Origin of the sequence: Chitinophaga dinghuensis (genome assembly GCF_003259435.1) — a bacterium.
Lineage (GTDB): Bacteria > Bacteroidota > Bacteroidia > Chitinophagales > Chitinophagaceae > Chitinophaga > Chitinophaga dinghuensis.
This window is the reverse complement of record NZ_QLMA01000002.1, coordinates 751,684-766,522: the sequence shown is the minus strand read 5'-3', so window position 1 is coordinate 766,522 and position 14,839 is coordinate 751,684. Positions and strand designations below refer to the sequence as shown.

Below are 14,839 nucleotides of genomic sequence, written 5' to 3'. Positions count from 1 at the left end.
CATCTGCTGCGAGAAAACCTGATGCGTGAAAGCTTACGGGTTTCTCTTATCTTTGCCCATTATTGACGCTTAACAGCATGAGTACTCCCAATATGAACAAACCGGTAATTGGCATCACCGTAGGTGATATTAACAGTATAGGCGCAGAGATCATTATCAAAACCTTTCTGGACAACAGAATGATGGAATTCTGTACGCCAGTTATCTTCGCGTCCAATAAAACCATCAACTTCTACAGAAAGCTGATGAATGAAAACAACTTCAATTACCAGTCCATTAAAGACTTTACCCGCCTGAATCATAAACAGGTAAACGTCTATAACTGCTGGGAAGAAGAAGTGCAGATTACTCCGGGCGTACTGAATGAAGCTGGCGGCAAATACGCTGCCCGTGCGCTGGAAGTAGCCATCCAATGCCTGAAAGATGGTTATATCTCCGGTCTGGTAACGGCTCCTATCCATAAAAACAATATCCAGAGCGAGAAATTCAACTATACCGGCCATACGCCTTACCTCCGCGATGCCTTCGGCGCAAAGGACGTACTGATGCTAATGACCGCCGATAATATGCGGGTAGGCCTGCTATCTGAACATGTACCCCTCGCAGAGGTATCCAAATATGTGACGAAAGAAAACATCATGGCTAAGCTTCATATGATGAAAGACAGCCTGATTAAGGATTTCGGTATCGATAAACCAAGAATCGCCGTACTGGGACTGAACCCGCATGCCGGCGATGATGGTCTGATCGGCACAGAAGAAATCGATGTGATCACCCCTACTATCAAACAAGCTAATAATAGCGGCATCCTGGCTTTCGGCCCTTACAGTGCCGACGCCTTCTTTGCCCGTCAAATGTATAACCAGTTTGATGGCGTTCTGGCCATGTACCACGATCAAGGCCTGATCCCATTCAAATCCCTCGGCAACGGCGAAGGAACCAACTTTACGGCTGGTCTTTCCATCGTTAGAACCTCTCCGGATCATGGCACCGCCTTCGATATCGCCGGAAAGAACATCGCAGACCCAGGCTCTTTCAGACAGGCCATCTTTACCTGCCTGGACATCCTCGAACAACGCGAACGCTACGCCGATAATACGAGAAACCCACTGAAGAAAACAGAACTCGCGTCTGAATAAATTATTTCTCTACAACAACAAATCCCGTCCAACATACGCTGGACGGGATTTTTTTTATTATCAACCTTAAACCAATTTACTATTTTCCTTCTGTCGCCGACTTCAACAATCCACGGGTATAACCTTCTCCCCAGGTAGGATCCAGCTTGTATGCCGGTTTAAATGCTGCAAACTTCTGCAATGCCAGTTCAAATAAGGTCTTAGCTTTCTCTTTGCTACCGCCAAACTGCTCTGGCGTAAAGTACAGCGATTGTCCTATCAGCATATAAACACGTGGGTTCTCCGGATTCTGCGTCTTTGCGTCTTCCAATGCCGATGCAGCTATAGGTCCATATTGCTGGCCACGGTTCATTGGATCTATTTTCAATCTTGCAGTCGCAATCAATGATTTAATACAAGAGATTTCAGAGTTCTTTGGACTCATCTGTTCTGCTTTGGTAATATCTGCTTCTGCCTGATCTGCCAGACCATCTACTTTGTTTCTGTCTGTAGTAACCAGCGCATTCATCACATTGCAATAAGCGGCATAATAATATGGTTGCCATTGTGTTTTCTCTGCATCTCCAATGCGCTCGAACAGGGCGGCTTTCTCTGTCAGACCGGCAGGCGTAAAGGTGGAAGGGCTTTCCAGTTCTGTGATATTTTTGCTCATTACTTGCTCATACTGTGCACTTTGAGCCATAGTAGCGGAGTATACTCCGGCAATCATCAAAAAAGATAAAAAGAAGCGTTTCATATTAAATTGATTTAAAGGAGAGAATTAAAGGTTATTGATTACATCCTGACGTCTGTCTGTACCGAAGTTCATAAACATACCCAGGTAAATAAAGCGCGGCGTATTAGGCGTTATTTCTGACCTGCGCGTACCATCGCTGCTATAACGATATCCGAATACCTGTTTACTATTCAACACATTAGTCACCTGGAATACAATTACTGTAAATGCTTTACGGATAGAGGTCAGATAACTGATGCTGGCGCCTACTGAGTTATAGGTAATTGTTCTGTCAGTCATGAACTTATCCAACGGTTGATTAGGATTGTAATAAGGTCTTCCGCTGGCAAAGCTGTAAGTCAATCCCACATTAGTACTCAGCTTGGTGATCATGTATTTTGTAACTAAGCTCGCCGTATGATTGGCTGCAAAGTCCGGCTGCACCTGGTAAGGGTAATTCAGATAGTTACGTTTGGTATCAAGGTAAGAATAAGATACCCAGTAGTCAAGGCCCTTAATGGATCTGCGATCCCTCCAGAATAACTCAAAACCCTGCGCATATCCGTCCCCGTTATTGCTGTAATCTGGTACCGTTTTTACCAGATTTTTATATTTCTTGTAATACAACTCTGTACGGAAAGTGTAATCATTACTCATTACCTGGTACGTAGCAATGTAGTGGGTGGCCTTCATATAATCCATGGATCTGTCGTAGCGGATATACTGTGGTTCTGGCTTCTGATAGTAATCGCCATAAGCAACAGACACCTGGCTATGAACGCCTGTTCTGTATCCCAGATAAGCCCTCGGCGCAAAGTTCATTTTACCCAATACAGAAGAATATTCTGCACGACCGCCAAACCGACCTACCAGACTATGGGTAAAGAAGACATCTGTTTCTGCAAAAGCAGCAGTGTAATTGTCGGCATAATTCAGGTTGTACTGGTTGAAGGAAGACCTCTCTGCCGCATACTGATACTCGCCACCAAAGCGCAGTGCAGAGAACAGTCCCAATCCTTTTGTCAACATCACTTTCATTTGAGTCAGATCTGAACCTATGCCGATATTGGATTCCAGCGGAAACTTAGGTAGCGTGTCTGTCTTTATCCTGTCTTTATTAGTACTGAAAGATGCGCCTGCAAAGAGTTTCCAGTCGTTACCCAGACTTTCCTTATAAGTAAGGTTTGTATAGATATTGTTGTTGCGTACCTGGTAAGATTCTGTATTTCCAGGATATTCCAGGCTGTTATAAGAGAAGCCCATATTACTCCAGTTGGCATATCCATAGAATTTCAGCATACCTGTTTTGGAGGTTTTATGACGGAAATTCGCAGAGGTACCAATGATTTCAGGGCCGAGGTTAACTGTCTGTTTAGGTTTAAAAACATTGAAGTAAGGAGCCAGATTGGTATAATCGGCTTCCACGCCATAAGAAGTCTTTTTATCCTTTGCCAGCGTTTCCAGACCGCCACTGACGCCTATTACAGAAACGCCTACAGAAGAGGAAGAACGGGTAGGTAAATCATTGGACTCCAGGATCAGTGCAGAGGAAAGGCCCTGGCCATATTGAGCGGAATAGCCACCACTGCTGAAAGTAGTTCCTTTAAAAAGGAAGGGAGAGAATCGTCCGCGACCAGGCATATCCGGTAAACCGCTGTAGAATGGGTTTCTCACCAGCATTCCATCGATAACAGTTTGTGTTTCGTAGCCAGTACCACCTCTTACAAAGAGGCCTTCGCGGTCGTTGGTTTGTTGCGTTCCTGGTAATGTTTTAATGGCATTTACGATATCTGCGCCTGCACCAGCAGTTGTCACTATATCTAATGGCTTCAATACTGTATTTTTCTTATCATCACTGGCTTCAAAGCTACCGGCAGCAATAGTAACCACTTTCAGTGAGTTAGCAGCGCTTTTCATTACAATATTCAGCGGTTCATTTGTAGCAGTATTGATTTTCATTTCCAGCGACTGATAACCATTCAGTATAGCGAAGAGTGTCAGTTCGCCAGTAGTTGAGGGAGAGAAGGAGAATGATCCATCCGCTTGCGTAACAGCTCCGTCATAGGAATCTTTGATCGCAATGTTTACGCCTGCCAGCGGACGCTTTTTTGTATCGGTGACTTTACCGGTAATTCGCACCTGTGCGGACAGCCATGCCGGGAAGAATATAGTTAAGATTAGAAGTCGGTTGAATAATAACATATCTATAGGGGATGATTTATGACCAAAATTAGAGCGGTTTTCCACTACTGCAAAAGAACGCCTGGTATATTCGGTCAATTTGACCGAGTATACCAGGCGTTTTACCGATAACCCTTGTACCACCAAGCATTTACGAGCGAATGTCATCTCCCGGTAACATGATAATACCGGCAAAAAAGCAATACCGATACCGGCGAAAATTCCATTTATCGGAGTAATACTATCCAGCCTTTATAAGTTCGCTACTGCACATTTAACGGTAACCCTTAGTAATGTGGGCCACTCAGATATAAAAAATAGGCTGGTAACATAAATCATTGAGGCTGGCAATGTGAGAATAGGTACGGAATGGAATGGGTTGATAAACAAAAAGGCCCTCCGCTAAGCGGAGGGCCTTTTAAAATATTACTGAGTAAGATTATACAAATCTAGCTTTCAGTTCATTTGCCAGAGCAACCATTTTCTTCAGACCGTCTTCAGGCAGATTACCTTTTTTGAATTCGGCGAGAACATCTGGCAGGCGAACTTCCATTTCGTTATGGAAAGCTTCTTCGAATGCTTTCACTTGTTTAACAGGAACTTCACGCAGCAGACCGTTGGTACCCAGGTAGATGATAGCTACTTGTTTTTCCACTGACAGTGGAGAGAACTGAGGCTGTTTCAGGATTTCCACGTTACGCTGACCTTTGTCGATAACGGCTTTGGTAGCAGCATCGAGGTCACCACCGAATTTGGAGAAGGCTTCCATCTCACGATATTGTGCCTGGTCCAGTTTCAGGGTACCGGATACTTTCTTCATGGATTTGATCTGAGCGTTACCACCCACACGGCTTACAGAGATACCTACGTTGATCGCAGGACGGATACCGGCGTTGAACAGGTTACCTTCCAGGAAGATCTGACCATCGGTGATGGAGATTACGTTGGTAGGGATGTAAGCAGATACGTCAGAAGCTTGTGTTTCGATGATAGGCAATGCTGTCAGGGAACCGCCACCTTTAACCAGGTGTTTGATAGATTCTGGCAGATCGTTCATCTGGCGAGCGATCTCATCTTTGTTGATGATTTTCGCAGCACGCTCGAGCAAACGGCTATGCAGGTAGAATACGTCACCTGGGTAAGCTTCACGACCTGGAGGGCGTTTCAGCAGCAGGGACACCTCACGGTAAGCAACAGCCTGTTTAGACAGATCATCATAAACGATCAGTGCAGGACGACCGCTATCACGGAAGAACTCACCAATAGCAGCACCAGCAAATGGAGCGTAGAACTGCAGTGGAGCAGGATCAGAAGCGTTTGCAGCTACGATAATGGTGTAAGCCATTGCGCCTGCTTCTTGTAAAGTTTTCATTACGCCAGCAACGGTAGAAGCTTTCTGACCGATAGCTACGTAAATGCAATATACTGGCTTACCAGCTTCGTAGAATTCTTTCTGATTGATGATGGTATCGATACAGATAGCAGTTTTACCTGTCTGACGGTCACCGATAACCAACTCACGTTGACCACGACCTACAGGGATCATAGCGTCGATCGCTTTAACACCTGTTTGCAGTGGTTCTTTTACTGGCTCACGGAACAGAACGCCCGGTGCTTTACGCTCCAGTGGCATTTCGTACAGTTCACCAGTGATTGGGCCTTTACCATCGATTGGTTCACCCAGTGTATTTACAACACGACCAACCATACCTTCACCTACGTTGATAGATGCGATTTGTTTAGTACGGCGTACTTTATCACCTTCTTTAATGCCTGCTGATTCACCCATCAATACCACACCTACGTTATCTTCTTCCAGGTTCAGTGCAATTGCTCTAACGCCATTGCTGAACTCAACCAGTTCACCGTAACCAACGTTACCCAAACCGTAAATGCGGGCGATACCATCACCCACCTGCAATACTGTACCTACCTCTTCCAGGCTGGCGTCAGCATTGAAGTTGCTTAACTGCTGGCGTAATATCGCCGAAATTTCATCAGGTTTAATACCAACCATAATTATGATTTTTAAAAAGAGTCGTTAGAGTAAATTAAAGTAACGACAACAGCTTTGCGTGTACGCAGCGGCTGCTGTATTTTTAACGTATCTCAGATACGTAGATATTCTTATTGAATTGTTGTTTCAGATTTTTCAGTTCATTCTGAACGGAAGCATCGTACAACTGATCCCCAGTTTCCAGTACAAATCCACCGATCAGCTCAGGATTTACCTTTGCTTCCAGTTTCACTTGCTGGTTACCTACCGCCACTTTCTGTTGGATCATGTCCAGAGTAGCTTGTTCCATAGGAACTGCGGTAGTAAGGTTAACAGTTCTAATGTTTTTGATCACATTATACTGTTTGCCAAATTCCACGGCAATCTCAGGCAGGAAACTTTCACGGCCTTTGCTTACCAGTAATTTGATGAACAGCTGTGTAGTGGAATTAACACGGCCATTCAGAACGGCGTCGAGGATCTTCTGCTTAGCATCAGCCTTGATGATCGGGCTTTTGAGCAGCAGTACCACGTCGCGGTTTGATTTCATCACCTGTTGTAAAAACAGCATATCGGTATGCACTTCTTCCAGTTGGTTCTTTTCGAGAACCAGGTCTATCAATGATTTTGCATATCGGGATGCTAAACGGGGATTCTGCATATTGCTTATCGCTTTAGCTTTTCACCAACTTGTTACAGCCGGTGTAGAGTCAGATTAATTCAGTTTGATTTCCTGTGCCAGTTGTTTTACATAACCTTCCTGTGCTGATTTATCAGACAGTTCTTTTCTCAGTACCTTCTCAGCTACTTCGATAACGAGGTTACCTACCTGGTTTTTTACATCCGTTAACGCAGCCATTTTCTGGTTTTCGATAGCGGTGTAAGCTTCAGAGATGATCTTTTTAGCTTCTGCCTGCGCTTGCGCTTTAGCTTCGCCGATGATCTGATCTTTTGCGTCTTTAGCTTCTTTCAGGATTTTGCTTCTTTCAGCTTTTGCTTCAGCCAGCACATGTTCGTGCTCTGCTTTCATCTGCGCCATTTCATCTTTTACTCTTTCAGCAGAAGCGATAGAGTCAGCGATGGAAGTTTCTCTTTCCTTCAGAACAGACAGGATCGGAGTCCATGCAAATTTCTTCAGGATAACGAATACAATCAGGAAGATGACTAAAGAGATAATAAATAAGCCAGCTGCTGGTATCAACAGATCCATATTACGAGGATTTAATTAGTTTTTGATTGGAAAGATTACTGCATCCTTTGCCCTGTGCTCCAGATGCAGTAAAGAGTTTGGCTTACATAACTACCGCCAGCAGACCAGCGATTACACCGAAGAGGGCAACACCCTCTACCAGCGCAGCTGCCAGGATCATGTTTGCACGGATGTCGTTTGCAGCTTCTGGCTGACGAGCGATAGATTCCAGAGCGCTCTTACCGATGTTACCAACACCAATACCAGCTGCGATAGCAGCGATACCAGCACCGATTGCACCACCAGCTTTAGCTAAACCAGAAACGTTGTTTGCAGCTTCAGCAGCAGCTTGCATTAAAACAGTTGAAAGTGCCATAATGAATATGTATTTGAATTTAAAATGAACAAGTTAATTAGTGATGTGCAGCGTGTGCATCATCGTGATCATGAGCACCTTCCATCGCCTGACCAATAAATACTGCAGTCAGCGTAGCGAAGATGAACGCCTGGATAAAGGCCACCAGTACTTCCAGCATCATCATTACGATGTTGAAAACGATGGTGATTGGCAGGAAGCCATAACCAGCTGCCTTGTTCAGACCGCCGAATATAAATACCAGGGAAATGATACTCAGAATGATAATGTGACCTGCCAGAATGTTGGCGAACAGTCGGATAGCCAGTGACACAGGCTTAGTGAACACACCAATCAGCTCTACCGGCGCCAGGATGATTTTAACGCCACCCGGTACTGGAGGATTGAAGATGTGACCCCAGAAATGCTTGTTGGTGCTGATCAGGATCGCAATGAAGCTAATAATAGCCAATGCGCCAGTTACAGCAATGTTACCAGTTACGTTGGCAGAACCTGGCAACAGTCCCATCAAGTTATTGATGAGGATAAAGAAGAAAATAGTAAGAATAAACGGAGTGTATTTGTCAGCAGCTTTACCAGGAATGTTTGGTTTCACTACTTCGTCTCTCATAAAGATAATCACCGGCTCCATCAAACTCTGGAAACCTTTAGGCGCTTGCTTGCTACCACGCGTTTTGTAAGCTTTCGCTACACTCAGCATCATGATAACCAACAGCACAGACGCAATGAACATGTAAGTGATGTTCTTCGTGATAGAAAGATCGTAAATCTTCTCGCCTGTAGGATTCTGCTGGCCATCTACCGCAATGATAGTTCCAGTAGGATATTTAGCCTGAGCCAGACCTTTCTCTTCACGGTAATGCTCCGTTACGATCATATAGCCATCCTTTACAGCATGACCATGCTCGAAAGCAGAAGACATAAACGCAGATGTTCCACGCGCAGGATTATAAATAATCACAGGCAGTGGAATACTTATCGGATGCTCACCCCAATCCATAATGTGCCAGTCATGGGCATCCTTTACGTGTCCAAGAATTACTTCTTTTGCATCGAAGCCCTTTTTAGCCTCTTTATGCGCTTCGGTAGCATGAGCCGCAGCCTCGCCGCCCTCGTTGTTTACCGCTGCATAAGCAGAATTACCAAAACTGTGAAGGACTAAGGCCATCACAAGTGCTACCATACTATGTTTGAACCGACTGAATGAAATCACCGTTTTCTGAAATTTTGCGCAAAGATAAACGTTTTTATCTCAAAAATTCAGCGATAATGAAAAAAAAGGAGGGTATATTATAATGTAGTTGACGCTCAGAGGATTATAACTTAAATCCTATTGCATTTTTTAGAGCGATTACCACCGTTTTTGGAGCATCTTATTCGTAAAAAGTTATATTTATTTTTTCACCATGTATTAACCCGCCGCCGAGGCGTTAAATTGCATACTATGCAGCTTGTAATAAAAGCCTTCCAACTTCAACAATTCTTCATGACTACCCATCTCCTTAATCTCTCCCTTATCCAACACAATAATCTTATCCGCCTTGCTAATCGTAGACAACCTGTGGGCAATAATGATAGACGTTCTGTCCGCTATCAACTTATCAATAGCATGCTGAATCAGCATCTCCGACTCCGTATCCACAGAAGAGGTCGCTTCATCCAAAATCAGAATGGCCGGATTATACAACAACGCCCGCACAAATGAAATCAACTGACGCTGCCCTAACGACAAAGTACTTCCCCTTTCCATTACCTGGTAATCATAATTCCCAGGCAACTGCATAATAAAATCATGAATACCAATGAGTTTTGAGGCAGATATCACCTCCTCCCTACTAATCGCGCTGTTATGCAAGGTGATATTATCGTAAATCGATCCGGCAAACAGGAACACATCCTGCAGCACCACCCCTATCCTACTCCTCAACGCATGCAATGAGTAATCCGGTAATGCCACTCCATCTATCTTGATACTGCCCTGCTGAATCTCATATAATCGATTTAAAATGCTGATAATCGTAGTTTTACCAGAGCCCGTATGCCCCACAATTGCTACTGTATCGCCGGGTTTTGCATCGAAAGTGATATCCTTCAGCACATAGCGATCATCCACATAGGCAAACGAAACATGATCAAATGAGATAGCCCCCTTCATATCTTTCCCGGTTTCCTTACCATGGTCAGGGATATAATCCTCATTATCAAGGATTTTGAACACACGTTCACTGGCTACCATCCCCATTTGCAGGGTATTGAACTTATCCGCCAGCATACGCAACGGACGGAATAACATGTTGAGGTACATGATAAAAGCAATCATCACCCCCTGGGTTACTTCATAATTCAATACTTTGTTGGCGCCCCACCACACCATCAATCCCAACGATATCGCCAGGATAATTTCCACCACAGGAAAAAACACTGAATAAGCGAAAATGGCATCAATATTCGCATCCCGGTGATCTTTATTGATCTGGCGGAAACGCGCCTGCTCTCTCTTTTCGGCAGTAAATGCCTGCACCACCACCATACCGGTAATATGCTCCTGCACAAACGCATTCAGCGCAGATACGGCATTACGCACCCGGTAAAAAGACTTATTCACACTCTCTTTAAAAATGTAAGTAGCTATAATCAGGATAGGGAAAGGAGATAAACTGACTAACGTAAGACGCCAGTCTTCCATAAACATCACCACCAAAATGGCAATGATCATCAGTAAGTCTGCCACTATACTGATAATCCCTTCAGAGAACACATCATTAATCGCCTCAATATCATTGATGGTACGGGTAGTAAGGGTACCAATCGGGGTTTTATCGAAGAAGGCGAGGTTCAGATGTACGATTTTCTTATAAACCGTTACTCTCAGATCCTTTACTACTGACTGTCCCAGCCAGTTGGTCAGGTAGGAAAAGAAAAACCTTACTACCGTTTCCAACAGTAGTAAGGCTATCTGTATAATTGTTACCGTTACCAGCATGCGTGTTAGCTGGTTAGCGATGTATTTGTCAACTGTTACCTGGATCAGGTAAGGGCGCAGCGGCGAGATGACCGCCAACACCACTGTCAGAAACATAGAAACATAGAAGGACCGCTTATACGGTGCAGCAAATGAGAAGATACGTCTCAATAAACTAAAATCGAATACTTTCTTTACTGCCAGATTTTCCACGATCGTTCTGATGTTTTTGCTATTATTTCTTTTCGTCTTTCATGATCTGCCTGTAAGCTTTAATGAAGATCGCTCCCAGGTTTTTATGAGGAGGTACGTAATCGCTAAATAATTCTTTGTTACGGGCATCTCCTGCAAATTTCTTGGCTAACTGCGCCCACATAATCACCCAGTCTACATTTTTGCCGCTTCTGATCACATCTTCCAGGCTACGGATAATTGGTTCATTCACAAAACGGGTACCTACCTGTTTGGATGAAATGATATGCGCTTCCGGCGCTTTTTCCAACACCACTGCCAGGTTATGATAACCGCCGCAGGAACCCAGGATCACAATTTTTGCAGAACTCTGCAGGTTCTCCAGGGTAGTGTTCACATGGTAACTGTGTCCACGGTGTATAAAGATACTAGGATGTATGTCATTTTCATCCAGATAATCGGACAATTTTGCGATGGCTTCTTTATCAGCCGGTTCATCCACCGGCAGATTTGCAAATATAGTGGTCGGTTTACCTTTCAGTGAACTGATTTGTGCCCAATATTTATTTTTCTGCACTTTCCATTCTCCTGCAGGGAAGTTGGTCATGAAGCTGGCGAAAGATTCCTGTCCGTCTTTGTCGCCATAGAAGAATACCTGTTGGTAGACACGGCCGCTATCGCTTTCGAGGCTATTATAAGCTACGTAGTTAATCGGAGGTAACGAGAATTTGGCAGCCATATCAGTGGCTTTGGAAGAATCGTTCTCGTTGACAGATTCTGTTTCAAACAGACTGCTTAACAGCTGGTAGATAACAGTTCCTCTGCGGTCGTCATGTTTTTTAACATAAGCCAGATTCTTACGCACCTCTGCACGGAGGAAGTCCAGCAGTTTAGGATCGCGGATACTACCAAAAGAGTTGGCCACATCTACTGCGTCTTCCAGGTCTTCGGTTTTCTCCAGGTTCTGTACATATTTCTGCATCAGATAGTTGGAGTTCTCTGGCGCCATAGACTTGAGGAAGTTGTCCAGCGTATTGAAACCTGCTGCCATTGCGATGAACTTCTTGAAACGGTCGAAATTCACCATCATGAGTAAACTATCCCCACGCGGAGGCTTCATACGGGCCATCATCTGGTCGTATAAACCGGCGTTGTTATGGTTGGTATAACTGGAAGTATAGAGTTCTTCCTGACCATTTACGATCAGATAGTACAGTTCTTCCGGCGTAAAGTCATTTACAATCTTGAAGCGTACCGGTGCCGGTTCTTCATGCAGATCATTCACTTCGCGGATATATAGCAGCGATTTGGCCTGCATATTCTCCATCATGGCTTTCAGACCTATAGGCGTTTTACCTTCCGCTCTCATTTTCTGCATCGCAATCATGGATTTCACCATCTGGCGATAATAGGAACGATCGGTTTCTGTTACTTTCTCCAGTTTCTCTAAAGTAGTAGTGCCATTCAGAATTTCATCAATGAAAGGTAAAATACGGGTGCTCTGGTTCGAACGGCCAATCTGTACAATGGTTTGTACAATTGGGTCCGGATTCCTGCGAATAGCGCTGGCCATCGGCGTATAAGAAGTGGCATAAGTCAATACCTGGTTAGGGTATTTACGAGCCACTGCTGCCACAATAGAATCGGTACCAGGATAATCCAGGTACTGACTTAGTTTAGGCATAATATCTTCGAGGTGATTGAAAGCATATTTACCAAATACGATCCCTCTTGCATCATCATAACCAGGATTGTCTTTGAAGACTTCAATGAGCTTTAAAGTGCCTTCATATGACAGACCCTGAATATAAGGAGCAACGCTCTTGCCTTTAATATCAGCCCGCATCATGTTGTGATATGCATGAATAATGGATGGGGCTTCTTCTGGTTCCAGGAGATGATGACTTCTTTTAAAATTATAGTCCTTCAACACCACATACAGGCCAGTCAGGTACTTTACCTTCAGGCGATGATCCAGGGAACTGTCTCTTTCAATTTCTACCTGCATATCATCCACCTCTTTAATCAAGGCATTCGTTACCTGGAGGTTAATTGTCTGGTCATCGGAGACATGTACCAGTCCGTCGGCTTTACCGTCGAACTTGGCCGCCATAGCCTGTTCCTTATCGATATTATCATGAAATCCCTGTCTGGAGATAGGGATCTGCAAATGACTGCTCTGTGCGTGCACCCAGCTGCTTGAACAAACAGCCAGCAAGAACATGATTAAAACTTTCCTCATTATTTTTTCCTTTTCAGCCTTCCTATCAGCAAATTTACAACCAATTTAAATCTTAGCGTGATTGTTGCTGTTAACGATTAGCTTTTAACCACAAATAAATATGATTTTCCTATATCTTTATAATCTAACCCAGGAAAATCATACTTTAACCATAACAACGGAATGCCATTAAGTGTTAAATAACAATTGATTATGGAGACATTCAAAAGTGACGTTTCTGGAAATCTTTTCCCCGCAAACGAAAAAGTAAGCGCTAAACTCGTTCGACCATCCATTATGAAGATGATTAAGAGCGAGCATCCTGAATTTAACCACAGATGTCATCTCTCTATGTCGGAGCTTTCTAAGTACCGGCATCTGTTCTACGACCGACTGTTCTCAGAGGAGATGGGCGAATTGAGCATCGTAGAAAGACAGGTATTGGAAACCCTGAAAAACGACCAGACTTTATCCGATAAACTGGAAGATGATGCAGAACAGGTTCCTCTGACACTGGGACAACGATTGGCGGATAAAATAGCAGATTTTGGCGGCAGCTGGACCTTCATCATCATTTTCATTGCATTCATCCTGGTATGGATGGCTATGAACGCGTGGTTCCTCTTCAACAAAGGCTTTGACCCCTATCCATTCATTTTGCTCAACCTGATACTCTCCTGCCTGGCAGCCCTCCAGGCTCCGGTGATTATGATGAGTCAGAACCGACAGGAAGATAAGGATCGCCAACGAGCCAAGAATGACTATATGATCAACCTGAAGTCAGAGCTGGAAGTACGCATCCTTCATGAAAAAATTGACCATCTGATTATCACTCAGCAACAGGATATGCTGGAATTACAACAAGCCCAACTGGATATGATGGAGAAAATCATGGGAACCTTACGTAAAAATGGCACTAATCATAAGAATGGAGAAGCCCAATAGGTATGACAACTTCGTGTCTCCATAATTACTAATTATAATTATATTAATTAATTATACTTTACATATTATATTCATTTATTCATAATAAAGGCTGCCTCCGTTTTTTTACAGTAAATTTGCAGGATAAGATGAAAATGGCCACCCATGCTGAATTAACAATTTCATAATGTTATTTTTCCATTAATCACAGGGCGCAGTTTATAATTTTGTGCCGTCTTTATTAAAGCTAAATTTATGATAGACCAAGCCGTAGCTGGAAAAATCCTGGTAGTAGATGATGAACTGGATATTCTTGAGATCATCAGTTATAATCTGAAGTCTGCCGGTTATGATACTGTAACTGCAAAAGACGGCAATGAGGCTATCCAGAAAGCGAAGATATTCCGTCCTGATCTGATTATGTTGGACATCATGATGCCCAATAAGAATGGCATCGACACTTGCCGTGAAATCCGCAAATTCCCAGAATTTAAAGATACAATGGTACTGTTTTTAACTGCCCTCAACGATGAGAAGTCTGAAATCGATGGACTGAACATGGGTGCAGATGATTACATTGCCAAACCCATCAAACCTAAATTGCTGGTAAGCCGTATTAATGCGTTGTTCCGTCGTTTGCACAAACCGGAAGAGCAACAGCTGCAACTCGGCGATCTGATCATCGACAGGGAGAAGTTTACTGTGACTTATAAGGGTCAGGAAATCATTCTTGCCAAAAAAGAATTCGAACTGTTGCAGTTACTGGCTTCTAAACCAGGCCGCGTATTCCTTCGCAATGAAATCCTGAACCAGGTATGGGGTACTGAAGTGATTGTGGGCGACCGTACCATCGATGTACACATTCGAAAAATCCGCCAGAAAATAGGTATCGATCTGATTACTACCGTAAAAGGCGTAGGTTACAAGTTCGAAATGTAATCTTT

At 43.7% G+C, this 14,839-nt stretch carries 12 protein-coding genes; 3 read left to right on the top strand and 9 right to left on the bottom strand.

Features of this window, described 5'->3' with window-relative positions; all coding sequences use genetic code 11:
* The first annotated feature begins 77 nt into the window (after nucleotides 1-77).
* On the top strand, nucleotides 78-1,139 hold the full coding sequence (gene pdxA, locus CLV59_RS08505) for a 4-hydroxythreonine-4-phosphate dehydrogenase PdxA (RefSeq protein ID WP_111591576.1): 1,062 nt from the start codon (nucleotides 78-80) through the stop codon (nucleotides 1,137-1,139).
* 79 nt (nucleotides 1,140-1,218) lie between these two features.
* On the opposite strand, the gene CLV59_RS08500 is transcribed toward pdxA, so the two are convergent.
* The 9 genes from CLV59_RS08500 to CLV59_RS08460 all read right to left on the bottom strand — a co-directional run bounded on the left by CLV59_RS08500 (nucleotide 1,219) and on the right by CLV59_RS08460 (nucleotide 12,992).
* Nucleotides 1,219-1,875 (bottom strand): tetratricopeptide repeat protein, encoded by a 657-nt coding sequence (locus tag CLV59_RS08500; protein ID WP_111591575.1) that lies wholly within the window; start codon nucleotides 1,873-1,875, stop codon nucleotides 1,219-1,221.
* A gap of 24 nt (nucleotides 1,876-1,899) precedes the next feature.
* On the bottom strand, nucleotides 1,900-4,056 hold the full coding sequence (locus CLV59_RS08495; protein ID WP_111591707.1) for a TonB-dependent receptor: 2,157 nt from the start codon (nucleotides 4,054-4,056) through the stop codon (nucleotides 1,900-1,902).
* Between the two features lie 418 nt (nucleotides 4,057-4,474).
* Nucleotides 4,475-6,052 (bottom strand): F0F1 ATP synthase subunit alpha, encoded by a 1,578-nt coding sequence (atpA, locus tag CLV59_RS08490; RefSeq protein ID WP_111591574.1) that lies wholly within the window; start codon nucleotides 6,050-6,052, stop codon nucleotides 4,475-4,477.
* Between the two features lie 82 nt (nucleotides 6,053-6,134).
* Nucleotides 6,135-6,692, bottom strand: coding sequence for an ATP synthase F1 subunit delta (gene atpH / locus CLV59_RS08485; RefSeq protein WP_111591573.1), 558 nt, complete (start codon nucleotides 6,690-6,692; stop codon nucleotides 6,135-6,137).
* Nucleotides 6,693-6,746: 54 nt separating this feature from the next.
* Nucleotides 6,747-7,241, bottom strand: coding sequence for a F0F1 ATP synthase subunit B (gene atpF, locus CLV59_RS08480; RefSeq protein ID WP_111591572.1), 495 nt, complete (start codon nucleotides 7,239-7,241; stop codon nucleotides 6,747-6,749).
* Between the two features lie 82 nt (nucleotides 7,242-7,323).
* On the bottom strand, nucleotides 7,324-7,596 hold the full coding sequence (atpE, locus tag CLV59_RS08475) for an ATP synthase F0 subunit C (protein ID WP_111591571.1): 273 nt from the start codon (nucleotides 7,594-7,596) through the stop codon (nucleotides 7,324-7,326).
* A gap of 37 nt (nucleotides 7,597-7,633) precedes the next feature.
* Nucleotides 7,634-8,779 (bottom strand): F0F1 ATP synthase subunit A, encoded by a 1,146-nt coding sequence (atpB, locus tag CLV59_RS08470; protein WP_245950834.1) that lies wholly within the window; start codon nucleotides 8,777-8,779, stop codon nucleotides 7,634-7,636.
* Nucleotides 8,780-9,007: 228 nt separating this feature from the next.
* Nucleotides 9,008-10,771, bottom strand: a complete 1,764-nt coding sequence (locus CLV59_RS08465; RefSeq protein WP_111591569.1) for an ABC transporter ATP-binding protein — start codon at nucleotides 10,769-10,771, stop codon at nucleotides 9,008-9,010.
* Nucleotides 10,772-10,793: 22 nt separating this feature from the next.
* The gene (locus CLV59_RS08460; protein ID WP_111591568.1) at nucleotides 10,794-12,992 is read right to left on the bottom strand and encodes a hypothetical protein; all 2,199 of its coding nucleotides are present in this window, start codon (nucleotides 12,990-12,992) and stop codon (nucleotides 10,794-10,796) included.
* Nucleotides 12,993-13,184: 192 nt separating this feature from the next.
* Between CLV59_RS08460 and CLV59_RS08455 the strand changes: the two genes are divergently transcribed.
* Nucleotides 13,185-13,916, top strand: a complete 732-nt coding sequence (locus CLV59_RS08455) for a DUF1003 domain-containing protein (protein WP_111591567.1) — start codon at nucleotides 13,185-13,187, stop codon at nucleotides 13,914-13,916.
* Between the two features lie 234 nt (nucleotides 13,917-14,150).
* Nucleotides 14,151-14,834 (top strand): response regulator transcription factor, encoded by a 684-nt coding sequence (locus tag CLV59_RS08450; RefSeq protein WP_111591566.1) that lies wholly within the window; start codon nucleotides 14,151-14,153, stop codon nucleotides 14,832-14,834.
* Nucleotides 14,835-14,839 lie beyond the last annotated feature (5 nt).